The 22,596-nt window shown below is 41.4% G+C and carries 21 protein-coding genes and 2 pseudogenes; 2 read left to right on the forward strand and 21 right to left on the reverse strand.

What is annotated here, in order from left to right; genetic code table 11:
* Window positions 1-88 precede the first annotated feature (88 nt).
* The 4 genes from IRY55_RS07865 to IRY55_RS07880 all read right to left on the reverse strand — a co-directional run bounded on the left by IRY55_RS07865 (window position 89) and on the right by IRY55_RS07880 (window position 4,628).
* Entirely contained in the window at window positions 89-2,053 is a 1,965-nt protein-coding gene (locus IRY55_RS07865; protein WP_194562760.1) for a methyl-accepting chemotaxis protein, read from the reverse strand.
* 309 nt (window positions 2,054-2,362) lie between these two features.
* A complete protein-coding gene (locus IRY55_RS07870) occupies window positions 2,363-2,710 on the reverse strand; it encodes a hypothetical protein (protein WP_194562761.1) in 348 nt (115 codons plus the stop codon).
* A complete protein-coding gene (locus tag IRY55_RS07875) occupies window positions 2,707-3,633 on the reverse strand; it encodes a ribokinase (RefSeq protein WP_194562762.1) in 927 nt (308 codons plus the stop codon). Before IRY55_RS07875 ends, IRY55_RS07870 begins: the two co-directional genes overlap by 4 nt.
* 11 nt (window positions 3,634-3,644) lie before the next feature.
* Window positions 3,645-4,628 carry an asparaginase gene (locus tag IRY55_RS07880; protein ID WP_194562763.1) on the reverse strand — a complete coding sequence of 328 codons (984 nt, stop codon included), beginning with the start codon at window positions 4,626-4,628 and terminating at the stop codon, window positions 3,645-3,647.
* Between the two features lie 39 nt (window positions 4,629-4,667).
* Here IRY55_RS07880 and IRY55_RS07885 point away from each other — a divergent pair.
* Window positions 4,668-5,591: pseudogene (locus tag IRY55_RS07885) on the forward strand (RNA-guided endonuclease InsQ/TnpB family protein); the annotation flags it as partial.
* Between the two features lie 244 nt (window positions 5,592-5,835).
* On the opposite strand, the gene IRY55_RS07890 reads toward IRY55_RS07885, so the two are convergent.
* From IRY55_RS07890 to IRY55_RS07935, 10 genes are all read right to left on the reverse strand, one after another.
* Window positions 5,836-7,335, reverse strand: a complete 1,500-nt coding sequence (locus tag IRY55_RS07890) for a CoA-acylating methylmalonate-semialdehyde dehydrogenase (protein ID WP_194562764.1) — start codon at window positions 7,333-7,335, stop codon at window positions 5,836-5,838.
* A gap of 304 nt (window positions 7,336-7,639) precedes the next feature.
* Window positions 7,640-8,311, reverse strand: a complete 672-nt coding sequence (locus IRY55_RS07895; RefSeq protein ID WP_194562765.1) for a hypothetical protein — start codon at window positions 8,309-8,311, stop codon at window positions 7,640-7,642.
* A 60-nt stretch (window positions 8,312-8,371) separates the two neighbouring features.
* Window positions 8,372-8,671, reverse strand: a complete 300-nt coding sequence (locus tag IRY55_RS07900; RefSeq protein ID WP_194562766.1) for a hypothetical protein — start codon at window positions 8,669-8,671, stop codon at window positions 8,372-8,374.
* Window positions 8,672-8,735: 64 nt separating this feature from the next.
* The gene (locus tag IRY55_RS07905; RefSeq protein WP_194562767.1) at window positions 8,736-9,770 is read right to left on the reverse strand and encodes an Rpn family recombination-promoting nuclease/putative transposase; all 1,035 of its coding nucleotides are present in this window, start codon (window positions 9,768-9,770) and stop codon (window positions 8,736-8,738) included.
* A gap of 443 nt (window positions 9,771-10,213) precedes the next feature.
* On the reverse strand, window positions 10,214-10,360 hold the full coding sequence (locus tag IRY55_RS07910; protein WP_194562768.1) for an AbrB/MazE/SpoVT family DNA-binding domain-containing protein: 147 nt from the start codon (window positions 10,358-10,360) through the stop codon (window positions 10,214-10,216).
* Window positions 10,361-10,485: 125 nt separating this feature from the next.
* On the reverse strand, window positions 10,486-10,677 hold the full coding sequence (locus IRY55_RS07915) for a hypothetical protein (protein ID WP_194562769.1): 192 nt from the start codon (window positions 10,675-10,677) through the stop codon (window positions 10,486-10,488).
* A gap of 93 nt (window positions 10,678-10,770) precedes the next feature.
* Window positions 10,771-12,480 carry an acyl-CoA dehydrogenase family protein gene (locus IRY55_RS07920; RefSeq protein ID WP_194562881.1) on the reverse strand — a complete coding sequence of 570 codons (1,710 nt, stop codon included), beginning with the start codon at window positions 12,478-12,480 and terminating at the stop codon, window positions 10,771-10,773.
* A 16-nt stretch (window positions 12,481-12,496) separates the two neighbouring features.
* Window positions 12,497-13,975, reverse strand: a complete 1,479-nt coding sequence (locus IRY55_RS07925; RefSeq protein WP_194562770.1) for a class I adenylate-forming enzyme family protein — start codon at window positions 13,973-13,975, stop codon at window positions 12,497-12,499.
* A 1-nt stretch (window position 13,976) separates the two neighbouring features.
* Window positions 13,977-14,357, reverse strand: coding sequence for a MerR family transcriptional regulator (locus IRY55_RS07930; protein ID WP_194562771.1), 381 nt, complete (start codon window positions 14,355-14,357; stop codon window positions 13,977-13,979).
* A gap of 108 nt (window positions 14,358-14,465) precedes the next feature.
* Window positions 14,466-15,071, reverse strand: coding sequence for a hypothetical protein (locus IRY55_RS07935; RefSeq protein ID WP_194562772.1), 606 nt, complete (start codon window positions 15,069-15,071; stop codon window positions 14,466-14,468).
* A 240-nt stretch (window positions 15,072-15,311) separates the two neighbouring features.
* Here IRY55_RS07935 and IRY55_RS07940 point away from each other — a divergent pair, with 240 nt between their 5' ends.
* A complete protein-coding gene (locus IRY55_RS07940) occupies window positions 15,312-17,069 on the forward strand; it encodes a hypothetical protein (RefSeq protein WP_194562773.1) in 1,758 nt (585 codons plus the stop codon).
* Window positions 17,070-17,113: 44 nt separating this feature from the next.
* Here IRY55_RS07940 and IRY55_RS07945 read toward each other — a convergent pair.
* From IRY55_RS07945 to flgL, 7 genes and pseudogenes are all read right to left on the reverse strand, one after another.
* Window positions 17,114-17,227: pseudogene (locus IRY55_RS07945) on the reverse strand (flagellin); the annotation flags it as partial.
* 358 nt (window positions 17,228-17,585) lie between these two features.
* Window positions 17,586-18,749: a flagellin N-terminal helical domain-containing protein gene (locus tag IRY55_RS07950; protein WP_194562774.1), complete on the reverse strand. Its 1,164-nt coding sequence runs from the start codon at window positions 18,747-18,749 to the stop codon at window positions 17,586-17,588.
* Window positions 18,750-18,912: 163 nt separating this feature from the next.
* Window positions 18,913-20,091: a flagellin lysine-N-methylase gene (fliB, locus tag IRY55_RS07955; RefSeq protein ID WP_194562775.1), complete on the reverse strand. Its 1,179-nt coding sequence runs from the start codon at window positions 20,089-20,091 to the stop codon at window positions 18,913-18,915.
* Between the two features lie 66 nt (window positions 20,092-20,157).
* Window positions 20,158-20,373: a carbon storage regulator CsrA gene (gene csrA, locus IRY55_RS07960; protein WP_194562776.1), complete on the reverse strand. Its 216-nt coding sequence runs from the start codon at window positions 20,371-20,373 to the stop codon at window positions 20,158-20,160.
* Window positions 20,374-20,805: a flagellar assembly protein FliW gene (gene fliW / locus IRY55_RS07965; RefSeq protein ID WP_194562777.1), complete on the reverse strand. Its 432-nt coding sequence runs from the start codon at window positions 20,803-20,805 to the stop codon at window positions 20,374-20,376.
* 121 nt (window positions 20,806-20,926) lie between these two features.
* On the reverse strand, window positions 20,927-21,490 hold the full coding sequence (locus tag IRY55_RS07970; protein WP_213086687.1) for a DUF6470 family protein: 564 nt from the start codon (window positions 21,488-21,490) through the stop codon (window positions 20,927-20,929).
* A 49-nt stretch (window positions 21,491-21,539) separates the two neighbouring features.
* Window positions 21,540-22,586 (reverse strand): flagellar hook-associated protein FlgL, encoded by a 1,047-nt coding sequence (flgL, locus tag IRY55_RS07975; protein WP_194562778.1) that lies wholly within the window; start codon window positions 22,584-22,586, stop codon window positions 21,540-21,542.
* Between the last annotated feature and the right edge of the window lie 10 nt (window positions 22,587-22,596).

The raw sequence follows: 22,596 nt of genomic DNA on the forward strand, positions 1-22,596 counted from the left end.
ACTCTCCCCCTTTTCTTCCATTTCATTCTATTATATACAATTTGGCTACGAAAAAAAGAGTGACTCCGTAGAAGAGCCACTCTTTTGATTAATCTACTTTAAAACGTTGCACGATATTTTCTAAATCGATACTTAAATTGCTTAATTGCTCTGCTGATTCACTGACGATAATCGTCGAACTTAATTGTTCTTCAGCTGATGCGTTAATTTCTTCCGCAGCTGCCGCAGATTGTTGCGCAATTGCTGAAATATCTTCTACGCGTGTCACGACACCTTGTTTCGCTTCATCCATTGCCACGAAATCATCATTTAATGCTTCGATTAAAGACGTTAACTCACTTGTCGCCTTTTGGATCGTTTGGAATGCAGTTTCGGTCTCGGTGACGACGTCTGTTTGATTTGCTGAATATTCGCGCACGCGGTCGATTCCACGGTCGACAATTTTCGACTGCGCAATGACTTGATGGATGGTCTGTTCAATTTCCCCAGCACTTACTTTCGATTGTTCTGCAAGTGCGCGCACTTCATTCGCTACGACTGCAAATCCTTGCCCTGCTTCTCCGGCACGCGCTGCTTCAATTGAAGCATTTAAAGCGAGTAAATTCGTCTGTTCCGAAATTTTTTCAATCGTGTTAATGACATATTCGATTTTCAAGATATTTTCAACGAGAGAATGAACAGTTTCTGCTACATTCGTCACTTCGTTATGAGATTCTTTCGCATGGTTGACAAGCGAATGTAATGTCTTCACTCCTTGAGTAGAAGATGTAGCTGAGTCTTCGCTCAACTGCTTCATCGCACTCACCGTACGCTCGACTTGTGCAAAATTATCTTCTAAATGAATCATAATTTCATTCATTTCATCGAGTCGTTCTGCTTGTAGCGTAGCACCGTGCGCCATTTCATCCATTGCGGATGTTGTTTCTTCAGTAGCTGCTGTCACTTCTTCAGATGTTGCGCTCAATTGTTGAGAGGAACTGGATACTTGCATCGCGGACTGTTTCACTTGGCCTAAAATTGAACGCATTTCATCGATTGTTTGATTAAAGCTCGTCGTCAACTCACCAATTTCATCATTCGTTGTTCGTTCAATTTGCACCGTTAAGTCACCATTCGCAATGTGAGAAACTCCTTCTTCTAAACGTTGTAATGGCTGCGTCATTCGACGTGCCACGAAAATAGTAATGACAATTGCCATTAAAATAATGACCACACTAATGAAAATTAGCGTTTTGCGAATATCTGCTAAACTCGCATACAATTCCTTTTCACTATAGGCTACCCCTACTTTAAAACCACGCACCTCGTCATAAAATAATTGACGATCTATACCAGATAAATTGTATTTCTCGAGACCCACTTCTTGCGTCATAATCGGTGCTAATGCATCATAATCATACACAGATTCATCACGTAGACGTGGGTGAACGAGAATAACACCCGTACGATCAACTACAAACGGAACTCCTCCATATGCAAAATGAATCGCTTCTAAAGTTTCGGTAATATTCGTTAAAGCCACTTCAAATGCAAGAACCCCTACAATGGTATTCCCATCTTTCACGACTTTTGCGACAGCGAGTGCCCAATCATTCGTATCCGCATGACGATAAGCATCTGTAATATATACTTCATCTGGATGCTCCATCGCTTGAACGTACCATGGTCGGTCCAATACATTCACTTGAACGTCTGTAGCAGGGACACGAGAAAATTGTCCCGATGTCGTAGCAAAAAAGATTTCACCGATTTCTTCTTCTGTTTTCAACAATTGTTGGAACTGTTGCTCTATTTCAGGCGTAATGCCCGTTTCTTCTTTTAAAGCTGTCACCACTTTAGGGTCGACAACTAAACGTTCTAAAATTCGTTCATAATTTTCAAATAACTCGTTCAGCATATATTTCAGTTGAGCATTATCTGAAAATCCTGTTTCTTCCACTTCTTTGTTCACTGTTTTCGTCACAGTGCGCGCTGTGAAAAATTCAACGCTAATCATACTTAATACAATAATCGATACAAAAATGATAATTAATTTATTTTGAATCTTATTCATATTACCCCTCTTTCATCATACATGCGACACTTAAAAATACTTGCAGTTCACATAATTAAAAACGATTTCTAATACTTTCATATAATAAAAATCAATTTTTGAAATATTTTTGATACAATGCTCATTGTTAATATATACCGTTTCCTAAACCTCTTCCATAGTTCAAAAATACTATTTTAATGTAAAAATACCTAGAAATAGAAAAAGCGACGCAATGATTTGCGACGCTTTCTGTTTTGTTATACATTTTCCATCTCTCCGCGGATAGACACTTTCATTCATAATTATTTTAGAAGTATATCGTTCTCGCTACGACTTCATACGTAGTTGTCGCTCGTACGCTGGATCTAAAATGCCTTCTCTTCCATCATGAATAATCGGTAAAACGATCCCTTTTTGCAATGTTTTAAATTCTGTTGGACGCATGAAGGAGCGGACGTATAATTCCGTATATGGTGCTTCTACTAGTTTGACGAGAATACGGATTTCTTGTGCAACATCCCCTTGACACATCGGTCCGCCTCCTCCAACTTGAATTTCGCCAAGCATTTCCGCTTGTGCAAGTCGTCCTTTTTTCATCATTGTACGTTTTTGCATCATTTGCCAGACGAGCGTTCCTACGATGATGAGTAAAATGACGATGATCGCAAGCTTCATAGGCTTTCCCTTCTCTCTTGAAACCGCTCCACTTCTTTACGTGTCGGCATCCCTTCTTGCACACCGCGCTTTGTCACTTTTAATGCTGCGACCGTATTCGCAAAGTGAGCCGCTCCCACAAACGATAATCCTTCAACAAGTCCCGTCGCAAGTGCCCCCGCAAAACAATCTCCCGCTCCAATCGTCTCAACCGCTGCAACGCGAATCGGTTGGATTTCTGTTACACTTACTCCTTCGCAGACGAAGAGTGATTCAGACCCTCTTTTAAAAATCGCTCGTTCAATGTCGTACTGTTTCAATGTTTGCATCGCTCGACGGGCTGTCTTTTCATCATGTACAGAAAAGCCGACGACTTGTTCCGTTTCAACTTCATTCGGTACGATGCAGTCTGCAGCATGTAATAATGATTTGGTAAGGCGAGCGACGGGAGCGGGATCTAAAATGACAACCATGCCGAGCTCTTTCGCCACTTCCATTGCACGCAATACGCTCGCTTCCGGTGTTTCCAACTGAACAAGCAATATTTGGGCTCCTTCAAAATGACGCACTGCCCGCTCGACAGATGGGACAGATTTTTCTACATTTGCGCCTGGTACGTATAAAATCGTATTATCGCCTCGCTCCGTCAACAAAATCGCCGTCTGTCCTGTACGAACACCTCGCAAACGTTCTACTTCAGTGTGGTCGACGCCATTTTGCGCAAGACCTTCCACTAAACGCTCTCCGTACGCATCTTCCCCGACAGCACCGATCATCGCAACACGACGACCGAGCCTCGCTGCCGCAACTGCTTGATTCGCTCCTTTTCCACCTGCATACTCTTCAATCGATGAACCTTCTAACGTTTCCCCTTCTTGTGGAAAATACGGAATATGCGTTACGACGTCCATATTTAAACTACCCATTACACAAATTTCAACCATATACGTTCCTCCTAATACTGTTCAAAATACGTTTGAATCGTTGCGACATCTTTCGTTTGATGCAACGCTAATTTTAATAAAATACGTGCTTTTTGAGGAGAGAGCGTATCCGTCGTCACAAATGGAATGTGCGCATACGCATCGATTGGAATGACGACTCCCGAACCGACACGACTACTCATCGCCACGACGACCCCTGCCTCAACAGCTCGCTCAATCGCCTCTTCTTCTAGCGGACTACAACGCCCCGCTCCTGTCCCCGCAATGACGATTCCTTCCGCTCCCGCTGCGACGAGCGCGTCAATCATGATACCATCTGCCCCTGCATAGGAATAAACGATATCGACTCGTGGAAGCGCGTCAAACGACTCATTTGCCCACATACTTTGTGCAGTATGCTTCCGAACCGGTCGATGTAAAAGACGGACGCGGTAATCTGGATCGACGGTTCCAAGCGGGCCCGCATTCATCGACTGAAACGTTTGCAGACGATACGTATTCGTCTTCGACACATCGCGCGCACTCCACACTTCATTATTCAATACGACGAGCACGCCGAAACCATTCGCTTCAGAAGATGCTGCTACTTGTATCGCATTTAATACGTTCATCGAGGCATCGGTACTCAAGCCTGAAAATGGACGTTGTGCTCCTGTGACCACAATCGGCTTCTCACTCGGCACCGTCATGTGTAAAAAATACGCTGTTTCTTCCAACGTATTCGTTCCGTGCGTAATGACGACACCGTCATACGCTTCTTCTAAAATGGCAGTCACACGTTCTCTCAACAATACCCAGTGGCGGTCATCGATAACCGTACTGCTGAAATTGGAAAGTTGCTCTACATCGACTTTCGCAAAGCGTTGTAACTCTGGTAGGGATGCTACGATGTCTTCCCCACGATAATGACCCGATACGTAATTGCGCACGTCAAGTCGATCGTCATGATGCGCCGAAATCGTACCACCTGTCGCAATCACTTTAATTCGTTTCATGTCCATCTCCCCTTTTTCTTTTCATATAAAATCGGCCAGGTATTCAAGACAAAAATTTTAAATCAAGCAAAACTTAACGATCTACATTACAAGCAATTACATGGACACGAATGGTCTTTGATTGAATTTAAACTTCCAGAATATGACCTTGTGTGGAATCGAGATTATTCACTAACCGGAAATCAATTTAGCGTAAATACATTAGATGGTCGTATCAAGCTAAAATATGAACGTAAAGCCATGAAGAAGTATTTTAATGGCACTTGGAAATTTGGTACTGCTAAGTTAGTGCATAAATTTCAAAAGTGGTTTTTGCATATTCCCGTGACGAAAGATTTTTCAGAACTTGATTATACCGACGTAAATAATATTGTTGGCATAGACTTAGGAATTAACTTTCTTGCAACTGCTTATGACAGTCAAGGGAAAACTACATTTTACAATGGAAAAATTGTAAAACATAAACGTGGTAAGTTTAAAGTGACTCGCAAACAACTTCAAAAGAAACAGACTCCATCTGCTCGTAAAAAACTAAAACAAATAGGGTCAAGAGAAAACCGTTATGTAACGGATGTAAACCATCAAGTTACGAAGGCACTCGTTGAGAAATACCGTAGAGGTACGATGTTTGTTTTGGAAGACTTGACAGGTATTCGTTCCGCAACTGAAAAAGTACGAGTAAAAAATCGCTATGTTTCTGTTTCTTGGGCTTTCTATCAATTCCGGCAATTGCTTGAATATAAAGCTCAATTAAATGGACAGAAGGTAATAGTCGTAGACCCAAAATACACTTCTCAAACGTGCCCTAAATGTGGACATGTTGAAAAAGCGAATCGAAACAAGGAATTACATTTGTTTAAGTGTAAAAACTGCCAATACGAATCAAATGATGACCGTGTTGGCGCAATGAATCTACACCGTAAAGGAATTGAACATATTGGTGTAGTTACCGCAGGAGTATAGCTCTTGCGGTAGGGGCGAAGTCAACCGTCCTTGTGTTCCACCACACGAAGGTAGGAGGTCTTAACAACCATTCGCACTACTGGGTAGGAACAAGCGTAATTGCACTCTATGAGGGTAGAGGCACTGCTGTAATTTGGTAGACGCAAGCCCCCACTTCAAACAGACCGCAAGGTCGTTAAGTGGCGGGTTGTTGACTATACACAAAAAGCCTTAGCACCGATGTCGATGCTAAGGCTCGTAACATTTAGTTACTTGGGAAAGCGAAGCTCATTTCTTTGTCGTCAGATTCTTTTAACCAACGCTCTGAAATTGTTTTCGTTTTCGTGAAGAAGCGTGCTTGGTCTGGACCGAACATGTGGCCATCTCCGAAGCGTGACGCTTTGAATCCAGCGAAGTTGTAGTATCCAACTGGAATTGGAATTGGAACGTTAACGCCAACCATACCGACTTCGATTTCTGTCGTGAATTGACGTGCGGCGTATCCGCTATTTGTAAAGATCGTTACCCCGTTACCGAGTTCGTGATCATTAATAATTTGAATCGCTTCATCTAAATCTTTCGTGCGGACGATATTACGAACCGGTCCGAAAATTTCATTTTCATGGACATACATGCCTGGTTTCACATGATCAAACAATGTTGGCCCAATGAAGAATCCTTTTCCTTCTGTTGTAATCGGCGCTTTACGACCATCGACAACGAGTTCAGCACCTTCTGCTTCCCCTTTATCGATTGCAGCTAAAATAGAATCTTTCGCTTGTTGCGAAATAACTGCACCGTAGTCCGAGTTTTCCGAAGCAGGTCCTACTTTTAACGCTTCGACTTTCTCTTTAATTAATGGTAAAAGACGGTCTGCTGTACCTTCTCCAACTGCAACGAGTGTTGAAATCGCCATACAACGTTGTGACGCTGCACCGTATCCCGCGCTGACGAACGAGTTCGCCACTTGCTCGAGATCCGCATCAGGCATAACGACCATATTGTTTTTACCGCCACCGAATGCCGAGACACGCTTACCGTGCTTTGAACCGACTTCGTAAATGATTTTTGCGACAGGTGTTGAACCGACGAATGAAATCGCATGCACTTTCGGGTTTTCTAAAAGCTCGTCAACCGCTGTTTTATCACCGTTCACGACTGTCCAAATGCCATCTGGTAAACCGGCTTGCTTCCAAAGTTCAGAAATGAACAATGCTGTCATCGGAACTTTTTCAGACGCTTTCAAAATGACTGCGTTACCGACTGCTACCGCCATGCTCGTTTGCGCAAGTGGTACCATGATTGGGAAGTTGAACGGCGCAATCGCTGTGACAACTCCGAGTGGATAACGTGCAGAATACGCGTTAATATTTCCGCCAACGTTAACAGAATACTCCCCTTTTACTAATTGTGGAGCACCGATTGCTAAGTCAACCGATTCTAAACCACGCATAATTTCGCCTTCTGCATCGTCCATCGTCTTTCCAGACTCTTGACAAATAACTTCAGCGAGCTTCGTTTTATTTTCCATCATTAAATTACGGAAATTCATTACAATATTCGCACGACGCGCAACGCTCATATCGCGCCAAGCTGGAAATGCGGCTTCCGCTGCATCGATTGCTTCTTTAACTTCATCTCGTGATGCGAATGGTACTTTCGCGATCACTTCCCCAGTTGCTGGATTGTAGACGTCCCCAAATCGTCCGCTTTTACCAGAAACTTTTTCCCCACCAATAAAGTGTGTCAACTCTTGTACTGTCATGTAGATCTCTCCCTTATCAAATTCTCTTTTCAGATTATTCTAACATTTATAGCCAGAACAAGTAAAGAATTCCGACTTCCCAATCCGCCTACAAAAAAGCGCTTACAAAACATAAAAAATAAAAAAGCAACTTCCCTTACAGCGATAAATGCTTCTATCTGAATAGGTATTCATTTCCTCTCATATAATATATCATATTCTTTTCTGCAAGTATACCCCAATTTTTAACTCTTACAAAATCAACATTATTATAAATACAAAAGCATTCCTTGAATATACAAGAGTAAAGGAATGCTTTCATTTATTATTCTTCTTCAACTTGTTCTTCCGAGTCAGGCTGCAACACTTCCCCTAAACGCTCGCCAAGCTGATCGGTTATGTCAGAAATGCGTTTGTCGAGGTTTGCGAGCTTTTTCCCTTTTGCTTCTGCCGTCGGGTCGACATCCCAGAAACGATGCGCATCTAGTTCGAGTTCAATTTTAATCGTATTGCGCTCGCCGTCGAGTATGCTTTTAGACTGGTTCAACAATTGCATTTGATCGAGTGAAACCCCATGTTCAATAAGCCTGTCTGTCGTTTCCTCCGACTTTTTCTCTTGCGGTTTTTCCTTTTCCTTCTTTAATTCTTCCAATGCTTGCTCTCGCTCTTTCATCTGCTGCTTCAGCATGTTCATCTCGACGTCTTGAATTTGCTTGTCGATTTCTTTCAACTGTTCTTTAATGGTCGACAATTCCATACCCTTTTCCAGCGTCCGTTCAATCAAGTTGCTACGCATTTCTTGAATTTGCTCCCGCTTCTTCATCAACTGATCCATCACATTCGATTGACTTTTTGAAGAATCAAACAATTGACGCGCTTGAGCTCCGATTTGAATACGATCCCCTTGCTTCGGCTGAAACGTCACCGTCTTCTCCGTCACATACGGATGACTCACCCTCTGCACACTTGGCTCTCTATGACTTAAAACAACCTTCACCCCGTCACCCCCTTATCCTAAGTCTATTATACCTAAATTTTACCTTAAAAGAAAAATAATTCAATCATTTTTGTTGTATTCCCTTTGGAATGATTGAATCATCTCTTGGACATCCTTTTCACTATAGCCAGTCAACATACTCAACGTGGTGACATCTAGACCATTGCGATAACCATTGAAAATAATATTTTTATTTGCTTCTATTATGCCTTCTTCTTTACCTTTCGTCATCGCATAGCGCATTTTAGATTCTACATCTAAAATGGTTTTGAGTCGTGAAGTGTAAGCCATTCTCATTTCAGGAGTGGCGCTCAATTCGTCCCATGCCTCGAATGCTTCCATTAAACGTTCATCTTTCATTGCTAATCTCCCCTATTCAATAAACTCGAGATTTTGTTATGCATGATTGACAATCGATTACCGCTTACTCCGTTTCTTTTTCAAACGATTCTATGATTCTTTCAACCTCTTGCTCGCTATATCCTGTCAACATGCTTAACATAGCGACATCTAGTCCATTGCGATAGCCATTGAAAATGATATTTTTATTTGTTTCGATTGCTCCTTGTTCAATTCCTTCTTTTATGCCTACTGCTCTACCTTCTTTCCTTCCTTGTTCTTTCCCTTCTTTTATACCTTCTGCTCTCCCCTCTTCTTTTCCTTTCGTCATCGCATAGCGCATTTTAGATTCTACATCTAAAATGGTTTTGAGTCGTGAAGTGTAAGCCATTCTCATTTCAGGTGTTGCACTCAATTCGTCCCATGCCTCGAATGCTTCCATTAAACGTTCGTCTTTCATTGCTAACGCCTCCAATTCTTTATAAATTTCATCGTACACACGCTGCTTCCTTGCATCGACCATTCCTAACAATAAGAGCCATCGCACTAAAAGATCATCCCACGGATCAAGGGTTTCCTCATGCCACGCTTGAATGAACTTCTTCATCTCGATAAAATGAAATTCAAGTACGTCATCTTCAGGATGAAGTCGTTTCAGTACCGTATCTTCATATAAGTGATACGTACTGTGATAATAATCCGTTTGCGAAAACAATGTAAAATCACAAATGTTAATCGTAATGGTCGGGCGCAAATCTTGATACATTTCGCCTCGGCGTAACTGTTCGGAAAACAATCGCGACCAATAATATAATGTGCGCTTCACCATGTCATTTTGATTCGACAGCTGCATCTCAATATTAATGAAATCACCCGTTTGAGTGCGGACGACGATGTCTAAGCGCGATTGCTTATCCTCTACAAATTGCCCGCCGACTTCTTGGTCGATAAAAACAATCTCTCGGATCGTAGCGCGACCAGTTTTTTGTAAAATCGCATTCAAAAATACGACGGTAATTTCTTTATTTTTCTCGCTTCCAAACAATTGTTTAAATGCGTAATCTATTTTTAAATCCATTAACTTCTCTAATGGCATTCGCCGTAAAGCACGTTTACTCATCTCATCATCTCCTCTGTTGCATTTGGGATGACTTCGATTTTCTCACTCTTTTTCAGACAAAAACCACCTATATCTCTTTCAAACAGCCATATATATCCATATTATACCACGAATATAGATTGTGAGAATATCAATGAAGTCCATTCCCAAACGAATGAATATCCAAATTAGCCGATTCTATCATTTGGAATCACCACTTTAATCGAGGAACAAAAAGGAACACTTGTTCTTATTACAAAAAATTTAAAACAAATGGGCAAGAGTAAAACGGTGCTTTTTAAAAATAAGTCCTAAAATTAAATTTTTGCATTCAAAATCATCTGGTTTCGCACTTATATCTATTAATCTAAAAATGAGCCACACTATGATTTAAAAGATTTTTCTAGCAAAAAACATGAAACCAAACAATGTTGGCTTCATGTTTCATATAACGCATATTCGATTTAATGAGTGACGACAGGTATGAGTACGAGGGAGTCGTTTTCGATTTGAATTTCGAAAGCGTATGTTCCTTCTGGTAACCGGTCGAGCAGTTGTTGGGGCAGGCGAATGCCATAGTCGTCGCCGATTTTTTCAAACTGGAATATCATAAAAAATCTCCTCTCCTACGACGGACGAGCCGTCGAATTGATTTCTTCACGACTACGATACCATCCGCTCTATACATCATTATGTATATCACTTGAAGTTACTCAATATTTTGAGATTTTCGAACTTACGAAAATGCGCCACTCATATAAAGAATAAAAACTCCAATCAATACAAGGATGAATCCAATCGTGTATTGCCAAATCATACTGCGGTCGCCAAAAATGAAACGGACAATCACCCAACTACGTCCAACGATGACGAGGATAAGACCGAGAGAAAAGATGAGGATACCTATCCATAATAAATATTGTTCCATACACTACTCCTCCTTTGTTTTCATCATAAAAGAACCGCTCTCCTTCCACAACAAAAACGGAAAGAAAGGATTCTCCCCTTCTTTCCGCTCGTATTATGCGTTTGAAAACACATTCCAAAATGTTTCTTCTTGAACGATCGGTTGCCCGATTTTTCGCAACTGCCATGTTTGTTCGAGGTAAACATTTGTTAACACTTCGTATTCCTCACCATGACGCTCTGCCCATTCTAATGCAATAACCGATTCATAGATGGCATTCATATCGCTCGACATTTGCTTAGAATAAAATGTTTGTTCTTCATAGGTTAAATCGGCAAAGCGATGTAATGCTTCTTGAACTGATGCCCATTGTTGTAACACGATTGATGTTTGATCGCTCGGTGCCATTTTTTCAAGTCTTGCGTTCATTTGTTCTATAAACAATTGATGCGCTTCGTATTTATTCACAAGACGAACGACTTCTAGACCTAAAATATTCGCTGTCCCTTCCCATACCGATAATACTTGCGCATCTCTCAGCAACCTTGGTGTCACAAAATCTTCAATATACCCGTTCCCTCCTAACATTTCGATCGCTTCATGAGCGAAGTGAATCGCTTCGTATGCTGTTTCTTTTTTCATCGTGGCAATATTTAAACGATTCAACACGACTTCTTCCGGCGTTCCTTCACCAGCCGTTACTTTTTCATACAATTGAATCATGTCGAATAAAGCCGCTAATTCAACATGGAGCTTTGCTTTCATTTTCAAAAGTGTGTCACGCACCATTGGATAGTCCGTCAAATATCCCCCGAACGCACGGCGCTTCGTCGCATATTGGAAAGCCTCATCTAGGGAACGCTTCATAATTCCGAGAGAAGCGACTGCATTACTCACTCGCGATAAATTTAACGCTTCCATCATATAATAAAAACCTCTCGTCGGGTCTCCTACGACATATGCCTTCGCCCTGTGCAATTCGACTTCTCCAGAAGGAACGGCTTTCACGCCTAACTTATCTTTTAAACGACGAATTGAAATACCGTTTAATGTGCCATCTTCATTACGCCACGGTACGGCAAATAGCGTGAGTCCTTTTGAACCTGTTGGCGCTCCTTCTCTTCTCGCTAGCACCATTGCGACACCGCACATTCCCGCATTCGAAGCAAAATATTTTTCGCCATATAACGAATAAGTCCCGTCGCTTTGCTCGATTGCCACAACTTCATTCGCTCCGACATCCGACCCGCCTTGTCGTTCTGTTAAAAAAGTCGCTCCTTCATAAAGGGACACTTCTCCTGTTGAACAGACATGAGGTAAGAAACGATTTTTAACGGCTTCATCTGCGTAATGATCCAGTAAATAAGCGGTTGCTTTCGTTAAAGTGACCGGACAATAAAATCCAGGTTCCGCTTGAGACAATACATAGCCTTGAGCGAAACTATACGTATAATTTCCTTTCCGGCCTAACTCTGGAATCGGTTTGTGCACATATCCGACAATCCCTTCATTATACGTTTCTTCAACGGTTTGACGATACCCTTCGTTCACGATCACTTCTGAAATATCGTCGCCATATGCGTCGTACTTCAACAACTGTGGTTCTCCTTCACGGTCTGTAAAACGAGCACGTTCATCGATTTCATTCGCACAACGTTCCCCATACGTTTTTAAACGTTCCTCTGCATATTGATAAAAATCTTTCGGTAAATAATGGTATAAAATGCGTCGTAACGATTCATCTTTCGTATAAAAACTTTCTTTACGCTCTCCATATTGTGGCTTCTGTTCAATCACTGGAGGATGTTTCGGATAGTTCGCCATCATTTCTTCCTTCATGTCATCGCTTCCCTTCTTTTAAAGCTTGTTTCAAAATTTTCCCTGTCGCATTGCGTGGGAGTTCCTCGATTCGTTCGTACAATCTCGGAATTTTAAATTTAGCGAGCGTTTCACTTAAAAACTGTTTTATTTCGGTTTCATCGATTTCTTCTGATGAAACGTAGAAAGCTTTTACCGTTTCACCCCACTCTGGATGGGCGACTCCGATAACCGCCACCGCTTCAATCGCAGGATGCTTCATCATTTCTTGCTCGACTTCAAATGGATACACATTCACCCCGCCCGAAATGATAATATCTTTCGCTCGGTCAACAATCCACATATATCCGTCTTCATCGACTTTCGCTAAATCCCCAGTTCGCAACCAACCGTCCAAAAAGACCGCTTCTGTTTCTTCAGGACGATTCCAATAGTTCTCCATCACACCGAGACCTCGAATGACAATCTCGCCAATTTCATTCGGTGCTACTTCATTTCCTTCGTAGTCTACAACTTTCAATTCTGTAAATAAACTCGCTCTTTTTCCGATACTTCCAACCTTTTCAGCTTGTTCTTCTGGGAATAATAGCGCCCCGCTCGGACCTCCTTCTGTCAGTCCGTATACAGCCGTTAAATGATTTGTTTGGAATTGCTTTTGAATATATACAATCTCCGTTTTACTGACGGGCGCACCTCCATACACCCACCATTGCATCGACTGTAAATCATATGTTTTTTGTTCTAACACTTTTGACGCTAACAAGTACACGACAGGCGGTCCGAAAAAGTGCGTCGTCCGTTCGCGTTCTACCGTTTCTAAAAATACGACAGGGTGAAATTCCTCCCGTACGACGAGCGTTCCGCCGACAAGTACAGTCGATACGAAAAATAAATTCAAAACGGCAGAATGACTAAGTGGCAACATAATGAGCGTCCGGGTATCATCATTCATTTTCATTTCGATGCAAATCATATGTGCGACAGCTAGCACGTTGCGATTCGTCAACAATACGCCTTTCGGTTGTCCCGTCGTGCCGGATGTATACAATAGTGTACAAGGTGTTTCTTCGGTCGTTGTCGTCTCATTCGTCCAACGCTCACCACTAGAAATCGCTTGATTCATTTGAGTCGTGGTAATTGATTTACCAGAATAATCTGATAAATCAATCGCTTGTTTGGCATGTTCCGTTAAGATGAGAGCACAAGCCCCGCTATCTTCTAAAATGTACATTACCTCGCGTGATGTGAGTTTGACGTGGAGCGGTACGATAATGGCACCTAATTTTAAAGCCGCAACATATGCGACCGCAAAATCATAACCATTCGGTAAAAATAAGGCGACCCGGTCCCCTTTCGTAATTCCTTCTTGTTGAAATAAATGAGCGACTGCACACGCCGCATCATTCCAATCCGCATACGTATATCTCTCATGTTCCGTGACAAAAGCTTCCTTGTGCGCAAATTTCCGTGCATTCATTTCCACATAATACGGAATATTCATCTCATTCTCCTCCTTTGAGCTCTTCTAATTTTTCTCGAAAGGTTCGGTCTAACCAAGACAACTCGCGCCGAATCGTTTTCAACTCCTCAATCATCGAATCAATCTCTTCCATCTTCTCTTGTCCATATTCAATTGTCCGCTCCAATTGAGCACGTCCGGTACGATCCACATCAAATAACAAAATCATTTCTTTGATCTCAGACAATGTAAAATTAAATCGCTTCCCCCGCGCAATCAACTTCAACTTTGCCAATTCCTTTTTGTCATACCTACGCTGATTCGTCTCGGTACGAACAGGTGTTAAAAGGCCAAGTTCCTCATAATACCGCAACGTACGAGGCGTCAGCCCAAATGCTTCACAAACTTCGCGAATCGTCTTCATCTCTCCACCCCTCGATAGTTGTAATGTAACATTGACGTTAACGTAAACTTCAACTATTTTCATCTATTTTTTAAAAAATAAAAAAGCGCTACCGAAGTAGCACTCTCTTTATTGAATCGTCGGACGTGTAAATTGTTCGTCAAATGCTTGTCCTGTTACACGTTGCACCGTTTCAAAATATGGGATGACGAATTTTTCGATCGTTGTCGCAATTGCTACGCTATCTTCTTTCTCCATCGCTGTTTGTAAAGTCGGTAATTGAGCTTCGAACTGTTCCTTCGCTTGCACAAGGTCCGCCCAATCGTTCACATCGATAATCGACTGTTCTACCACTTCCGTCATCGACAAAATCCATTGAATGCCACCTAAAATATCATTTACATTCGCCCAAGCTTCCGCGTTGATGTTCTCACTCTTTAACGCTTTTACTAATTGTGGCGTATGTTCGGATGCGCGTTTCACATACTCTTCTCCCGATGCTAATAAGCCGATAACAAACTGTTGCGCTTCGACAGCTAACACTTCGATTGTCTGGATCGATGAAAGACGGTCGTGTAATACTTGCTCGACGTCGTCTTGTACGACTTCTCCGTCAATCTTCAACCCTTCAAAATAAAAGTCCTCCCCTAACAACGCATTAATCGTTGCGATGACGTCATCTGTCGTCAACTTCTCTGTTAATTGCTCTACTCGTTCACCTAATCGAATCTCCATGGTCGTCCTCCTATGTATTTCATCTTCTCTCTTTATATCGGCTTCTCTCATCCTACTTTCCATCTCTTTAAAAACTAACTATGATTCAAATTATCCATTACACTATTTTTTCCCTTAAAAATTAAATAACATATATAGGACAATTCGAGATTAATTCAGTACAAATTACTTTTAAAGGGAACGTACGTTCTTTTTTTATGTTATAATAAAGATATCCTAAATAACATTTGAGGTGATGAGATGGAAATATTTTTTGCCCGAATGATAGGGAAATTGTTAGGAGATGGCACGATTATTAAACAGGGGGGAAGACGACCACGCTTTCAGTTTATGCATCGTGTGGAAGATGTCGAGTGGACGCACTATTGCTACGAACAATTGCGTGACTATATTCCGCTGAACGAGCCGACGTACGGACGAGTGATAGAAGAGCGATTGCGAAAAGGTTATAGCGAACGCTACATGGTACAGTCGTTCACACACGAATGGGTCGATCAACTATATGACATTTGGTATCCGAACAAAATGAAAGCGATACCAATCAACCATTTAGAAAGATACTTCACAGCAGAATCGCTCGCTTGGTGGTATCAAGATGATGGGCATTTGAAGAAAAATAAAGACGGCGTTGTGGAAAAGCTTGTATTGTCGACAGAGTGCTGGACAGATGAAGAACGTGAATTACTGAAGTATATATTAAATTTAAAGTTCAACTTACTATTCTCAGTAGATGGCCAGAAGCGATTGTTACTGTACGATCAACTACAAATCAATTATTTTTTACAACTCGTCGAACCGTGGATGCAGCCTGTCATGATTCGAAAAATGAAAACAGCATCACCGTATAAAACAATCGCGAAGCGCACGACTATTAAATTATCAGCACATTATCAAATATTAAAGCCAACAGCGCACATTAATGACTTGTTACATCGATATGTGAAACTACCGATTACGTCATCCGAGCAACAACGATGGATTCGTAAAAGAACAGAGCCTGAAGAAATGAAATCATACCAAATTTCAATTGATTCCGCACTACACAATGAAATAATCAAGAAACGTTCAATGACAGGATTAACACTAAACGAAGTCGTCGAAGAAGCATTCTTTCAACATCAACAACGATATCCACAAGTAATTCGATTGGAAGAAGATATCGGACTTACTCAAAAACAAGTGTTAATCGGTTCGATTTTAGGTGATGGTATGTTAGAAGACAGTCCGACACTCACATACGGCTTAAAATGTAATTACCATGAACATTTTGGCATGAACCAACTGGAATATCGCCAATGGAAAGTGAATGTCATGGCACCTTACTTTCAATTCAAATCAGATGGCTCTTACATTCGCTCTGAATCGCATCCGTTATTTAAACAGTGGCGCCTGCTATTTTATAATGACGTACGCGAAAAAGTGATTCCGTTACCACTCATTGAAAAATATTTATCTCCACACTTACTCGCAACATTATACATGGACGACGGTTCATTATTAATTAGCCATCGCATTAATCATCGTTTGAAAAAAATCTATGTAACGCCACATATTGCACTGTATGTTCAAAATTTCAAAAAGCATGAACTCGAAGCACTTTGTCGGGTCATCAATTCAACTTACCGAATCGGCTTCACATTGTCAGGATGCCCCGATGGACACCGAAATTATATTAAAACATCGCGTGTACAACAAACGATGCAATTTTTACAAACGATCGCACCTGTTACGACAACATGCCCGAGCATGGCATATAAAACGAATTGGACGTATCGATTTGAGAAAGAAAAAATGAAATGGAAAGAACAATATCCGAATTACGAAGTCATCGTCAGCTCATCCGAACGCTCAAAAGCCTATTCACAGGAAGAAATTGAAACGATGATTCAAATGAAACGAGAAGGTGCGACCGATCAAGTGATTGCAGATACCATCCAGCGAACGTACTGGTCCGTCGTATACAAATTGCGAGAGTTAAGAAAAGAAGAGCGACTGTAAACAGAAAAAGAGACTTCCGATCGGAAGTCTCTTTTGTATACGAATTAACGTAATAATTGTAATACGCCTTGTGGTTGTTGGTTTGCTTGAGCTAACATAGCTTGAGCTGCTTGAGTTAAGATGTTGTTCTTTGTGAACTCCATCATTTCTTTCGCCATCGTGCGACATACACTCTCATGTATGACTAGACTATCTCTTCACCCGTTCAGCATATTGTGGTTGCTGAGTTAGGGGTTGGGCGCTTCGAATGTCCTTTCGTCTCCACGAAAGTCCACCCTACAGACTTCATCGTCATAGCTTGTGCCGTAGACGGTATGTCTTAGTCGTTGAACGTTCCCCACGGTTTCCCGACAGGGGCTTCGCTGCTGATTGCCTCCTCTTCTCTCTTTTCAAACCGTCGCGCTTGTCGTTTCCAACTACGCTGTGGTGAGAGAAGCTCTACCAAGGTGTTCCAGCAATTCACCCAATGATCCTCACAGACCGTTACCAGTCTGGACGACTATGTCCTTGTGAAGCCTATGCGGCTTGGACATGATCAACGTCACGGATACGTGATTCCGCTGCTGTTAAGTTCTCAGCTGACGCTCCGAGGTTGTTGATTGTGTGCTCTAAACGGTTTTGAACCGCACCAAGGTCAGAACGTTGTGTAGATACTTTGTTGATTGCTTCATTAATCGCTGTAATAGCAGCAGATGCTTGATCGCGATTAGAAATATCAACGCCCCCGATTGTGAATTTTACTCCTTCATCAAGATCGTCTGCTAAACCTAATGCTGCTTTATCAAATTCAATTTCTTCTCCACCTGCATTTACTACACCTTGGATTTTTACTTTATTGTCTTCATAAGTTCCTACTTTAACGCCATCTTTTAATACATTTTCGCCACTGATTTCATATGTGCCAGCTGCAAGTTTTTTAACGTCATCTGACGCTGTTAAACGAAGCTCTGCTTTACCACCGTTAACTGTAATCGTAGCTCCTTCAGTTAATTCTGTCGCTTTTGCAAATTCAATTTCTGTTCCGGCAGTGTCAGCCAAAGTAATTTTGTTATCAGTTACTTTACCAACTACGTTGTCAGAAGCATCTAAAACGTCTGTACCTTTTACTCGGTATGAGCCATCTTTTAATGCCGATGCATCAACATCAGTTTCTGCTACAACTGAATTCGTTAAACCTAATGCTGCTGCATCCATTTTTTTAATACTTACCTCGATACTTTGTCCTTCGTTTGCACCAATTTGGAATTTTTTGTTTGAGAATGATCCATCAATTAGCTTTTGCGTGTTAAACTCTGTACGTCCAGCAATATCGTTAATCTCAGCTGTTAATGCTTCCAACTCTTCTTGCATTGCTTGACGGTCTACTTTGTCCATATTTGTGTCACTTGCAGATTGGACTGCGAGCTCACGCATACGTTGAAGGATAGAATGTGTTTCGTGAAGCGCACCTTCTGCTGTTTGGATGAGTGATACGCCGTCTTGTGCGTTTTTCTCAGCCATGTTTAAACCTTTGATTTGTGCGCGCATTTTTTCAGAGATTGCAAGACCAGCTGCATCGTCTCCTGCACGGTTAATGCGGTAACCTGAAGAAAGTTTCTCGAGGTTTTTCCCTACGTTCGTGTTGTTGAATTGCATTTGGCGGTGTGTGTTAATTGCCGCGATGTTGTGATTAATTCTCATGATTAATCTTCCTCCTTGAATGTTTGTGTTTTCTCAAGCGTCCTTGCTCGAGTGTGAGTGGATATTTCCCTCACTAATACTCTGTATCGGAGTGAGTTTTATTTTGTTTACCTTTTCGATTACTTTTTCCCTAAAAAAAATATTTATTGTCTAATTTGTGACACTAACTGTTGAGTAGTTGAATAAGATGAGGCAATTGATTAATCTCCATATCTTCTATAATGGCAACTGTTAACTTTTTAAACGAGGCATTATGTTCAATTTCTCGCTCAAATGCATATACCACTTCCACGAATACGTCAGCAATGGACTGGTTGCGAACATATGCCACATATTCCACTAAATTTCGCATCACGATATAACTACTAATCATTTGTTGATAACTTTCTACTGCTGTTTTTTGATTGAGTGGCATCACATTATAAAAAAGATGGTTCACTAAATAGTTTTCATACAAATGAGGATACTCTCTTTCATGCCGCATGGCACGTTGATCAATTTCATTTACAATATTGATGTGCAAATTGTTTAGAATCGGTGCGATTTCTGCTACAAGTTCGAACATCTTCGTTCGTTTAGCAGATTTTTGTTGCGCTACGTCTAATATGTTGATGACATACTGCATGAGCATTTCTTTATTTCCTTGAATATTCATAAGTGCCTGAACATACTCAGGTGTATTTACTTTTATTGTGAACGATTCTATCGTCTGCTCCACATGCTTTGAATCAGCTATATCCTCATCTATCGCTTGATAAAATAGGCCGAGAATAATAAGTCTTGTATGTAGTGGAATCGTTCTCATTTGGATTAATTGAATTGAAAAAACTCGAATGTCCCAAAAAGTTTGTTCAGGAACTTGTGATTTGTCAAAGTGATTCGAAAATTTGAAAAGGTGATCTCTTTCACTTTCTTCAAATTGTAATCCATCTACTTCATCTACTAATAACCTCACAACTTCTGGACAAGATGGAGTTGACGATATTTCGTATGCACTTCTTAACTTATTTTGAGCACGCGGATAAATCGAACATGTATGGGACAGTGCTTGCTCCCCTAATTGTTTATGTACCTCACATAACATATCTTCACCTAATAATGGACACTGATGATGAGTATCTAACTTAAACTGGGCAAACGTGTTGCCAGAAGTAGACGTTCGATTACGTTTTATATTTTCCTCTAATTTTTTCTTCAAAGGACTCATCGGCAGTTTCTTATATTTCATATATGTTTCTCGGTCAACTGTAACGTTCCATCCTGCACAACACGTTGCTTCACAAGCTGGACCAATACACGAAAACTTATTTACATATGTCGGTTGGATTATTTTATATCCCATCGTCATTCTCCTTTTTGACAAAACATCCCCTGTTACGAGCAATTGGTATACAGGGGATCCGTTTCGTTATGATTGTTGATTGAATAAACTTGATAAATCTGTTGGTATCGCTTCTTTGTTTGTGTCGGTTACTTGTTCTAACAACTCTCCACGGACGAGTTCGACGGATTTTGGGGCGTCGATGCCGAGCCTTACGGTGTCGCCGGAGATGTCGATCACTTTGAGCGTGATGTTGTCACCGATTTGGATCGTTTCGCCTTTTTTGCGTGCGAGGACGAGCATTTACTTCGCCCCCTTGTCGATTGGATGGCGCATGTCGTATGAGGTGTCGTTTAAGATCATTTGCTTCCCTTTTTTCGTTTTCACGTTGAAGACGAGGGGTGCTTGTAAGTTGAGTGTTGATTGGTTGAACGGCTCTTTTACAGTGACGACCGTTAAGACGAATACTTCTTCTTCCGATTCGATACCGAGTAAATCGATTGTCGGTTCGTCGATGCGAATGTCGTATTCGTCAATTAATGTGTACGGGTTGGCGACGACGAATGCGACGCCTGGTGTGTCGGTCGATTGTAGCACTTGGAACATGTCGTTCCCGTCAATCGGTAAAATGGTAAATGAATGATTGTCTTCGAATCCTGGTAAGCCTTGGGGAAATTCGTAAATGAGCGCTCCCTCTAATGAGACAGATCCGTGAAATTTCGTTTCGATTTGCATGCGTCATTGCTCCTTTATTCCTTTTCTTTTAGCATATCATGAATGCTCATATCGTACTACTTGCAATATGCGTTGTCACAATGTCTTCATATGAAAAAAGCCCACTATGAAAGTGAGCTTTTTAAGCGCGAAAATCGATGCGCACTTCGCCGTAATCTTCCATGACACCTGACACTTTGCCTGGCGTGTATTCATGGATCGGCTTATTCACTTGTACGTCAAGCGTTGGCTTTTGTGGTTCTACGTTAATATCAGTCTTGCCAGGCTCGATTGAATATTTCACTCCGAAACGTCCGAGTAAGAAACGAACGTTAATATCAGCTGGCGAAGGATAGGCATTGTTTTTTGCGATATTTTGAATCGCTTCTCCACCATCTTCAATGCGCATCATTTGCGTTCCTTCTGAAGCGCGACGAGCCATCCCTTCTTGAACGGCACTCAACCCTTCTTTCGCAAATTCATCCATCGCCCGTAAAATATTTTTGCGTTCCATTGATGCCCACGCTTCCGTCTGGTCGATTGTCAGCGTCGGTTGCGTGCGACGAATGTCGAGTATTGCGGCAGGTTGCGTCTGTTGAATCGAAGCTTTCGGTTGTTCGATCGACTGTTGCGGTTTGTCGATTTGTAAGCCGAGTTTCGCAGGACGCGTTTCAATTTGAATTTGTGGAATGTTTATTGGATTCACTCCTTATGGAACAGAAGCGCTCGTCATAAGACGAACGCCCCTTGATCACTTATCGTAAAAAGTCGACGAGCGTCGGTTGGATAATACGCGCTCCGATAGAAAGTGCCGCACGGTGAATCGACTCTTGCGTCATTAAATCGGTAATGACGACTTCGTAGTCGATGTCTTCGTTTTGCGACATTTGCTTTTTCGCTGCCATCTCTTGAAGGTCGAGACGGTTGTCCATTAATTCCGCACGATTTTGACGAGCTCCGACAACGGCACGGTCTTCTAATACTGAGTTCAATGCATCGTCCATCGATTTAATATGCGTATCTAAATCAGCTTGATTATCTGGATCTTCAATTTGTTTAATCATATCTGTAAATCGTTTGTCAATATCACCAAATAATTTATGACCAATCGTATTGACCTGTAATTCAACACCGTCAAACACTTCAATTTTCACTTCACGTTGTACACCATTATCTGGTTCAGCTTTTAAACGATAATACGCCACTTCTTTAGTTGGATTATTTGGATCAGTTGATGGCTCTGGTACACCCTCATTATTTAAAACAACAATTTCACCGTTTTTATCATACGCTTCGTATAAGCCTTTAAATGAATCTGCAGATGAATAATCATTCGCAATTTTTTCTTTACTTAAAGCGCCATTAATAAACAAAGGACTACCCGTTTTCGTTCCAGAGAAAATATACTTATCGCCAACTTTAGAATTCGCAATATCACGCATTCCTTCTTGAAGTTGCTTTAATTCTTGCGCGATTTTTTGACGATCATCATACGTCATCGAATCGGTTGGGACGTTGACCATGAGTTCACGCGCTCGTTTTAATACTTCTCCTGCATTGTCGAGTGCGGCATCTGTGCTGTCTAACCAGTTGTGGACGTCGCCGACATTTCGTTTGAACTGTTCGACTTTCGCTACTTGGTGACGGTACGCAATCCCTTTCATCGCGACGACCGGATCATCAGACGGACGGTTTACTTTTTTTCCTGTATTTAATTGGTCTTGCAATTTTCCCATTTTATTATAACTGCTCGATAAGTTACGAAGCATGTTGTTCGAAAGCATCGATTGAGTTACACGCATTGCTTAGTCA

The sequence above is a fragment of the Savagea serpentis genome, from assembly GCF_015351395.1.
Taxonomy (GTDB): Bacteria; Bacillota; Bacilli; order Bacillales_A; family Planococcaceae; genus Savagea; species Savagea serpentis.

Excerpts from the sequence above, each read along its gene's own strand:
- IRY55_RS07865 (WP_194562760.1), bottom strand. The coding sequence starts at position 2,053 with ATGAATAAGATTCAAAATAAATTAATTATCATTTTTGTATCGATTATT.
- IRY55_RS07870 (WP_194562761.1), bottom strand. The coding sequence starts at position 2,710 with ATGAAGCTTGCGATCATCGTCATTTTACTCATCATCGTAGGAACGCTC.
- IRY55_RS07875 (WP_194562762.1), bottom strand. The coding sequence starts at position 3,633 with ATGGTTGAAATTTGTGTAATGGGTAGTTTAAATATGGACGTCGTAACG.
- IRY55_RS07880 (WP_194562763.1), bottom strand. The coding sequence starts at position 4,628 with ATGAAACGAATTAAAGTGATTGCGACAGGTGGTACGATTTCGGCGCAT.
- IRY55_RS07890 (WP_194562764.1), bottom strand. The coding sequence starts at position 7,335 with ATGACAGTACAAGAGTTGACACACTTTATTGGTGGGGAAAAAGTTTCT.
- IRY55_RS07900 (WP_194562766.1), bottom strand. The coding sequence starts at position 8,671 with ATGAAAGATGAACGTTTAATGGAAGCATTCGAGGCATGGGACGAATTG.
- IRY55_RS07905 (WP_194562767.1), bottom strand. The coding sequence starts at position 9,770 with ATGAGTAAACGTGCTTTACGGCGAATGCCATTAGAGAAGTTAATGGAT.
- IRY55_RS07910 (WP_194562768.1), bottom strand. The coding sequence starts at position 10,360 with ATGATATTCCAGTTTGAAAAAATCGGCGACGACTATGGCATTCGCCTG.
- IRY55_RS07915 (WP_194562769.1), bottom strand. The coding sequence starts at position 10,677 with ATGGAACAATATTTATTATGGATAGGTATCCTCATCTTTTCTCTCGGT.
- IRY55_RS07920 (WP_194562881.1), bottom strand. The coding sequence starts at position 12,480 with ATGGCGAACTATCCGAAACATCCTCCAGTGATTGAACAGAAGCCACAA.
- IRY55_RS07925 (WP_194562770.1), bottom strand. The coding sequence starts at position 13,975 with ATGAATATTCCGTATTATGTGGAAATGAATGCACGGAAATTTGCGCAC.
- IRY55_RS07930 (WP_194562771.1), bottom strand. The coding sequence starts at position 14,357 with ATGAAGACGATTCGCGAAGTTTGTGAAGCATTTGGGCTGACGCCTCGT.
- IRY55_RS07935 (WP_194562772.1), bottom strand. The coding sequence starts at position 15,071 with ATGGAGATTCGATTAGGTGAACGAGTAGAGCAATTAACAGAGAAGTTG.
- IRY55_RS07940 (WP_194562773.1), top strand. The coding sequence starts at position 15,312 with ATGGAAATATTTTTTGCCCGAATGATAGGGAAATTGTTAGGAGATGGC.
- IRY55_RS07950 (WP_194562774.1), bottom strand. The coding sequence starts at position 18,749 with ATGAGAATTAATCACAACATCGCGGCAATTAACACACACCGCCAAATG.
- fliB (WP_194562775.1), bottom strand. The coding sequence starts at position 20,091 with ATGGGATATAAAATAATCCAACCGACATATGTAAATAAGTTTTCGTGT.
- csrA (WP_194562776.1), bottom strand. The coding sequence starts at position 20,373 with ATGCTCGTCCTCGCACGCAAAAAAGGCGAAACGATCCAAATCGGTGAC.
- fliW (WP_194562777.1), bottom strand. The coding sequence starts at position 20,805 with ATGCAAATCGAAACGAAATTTCACGGATCTGTCTCATTAGAGGGAGCG.
- flgL (WP_194562778.1), bottom strand. The coding sequence starts at position 22,586 with ATGCGTGTAACTCAATCGATGCTTTCGAACAACATGCTTCGTAACTTA.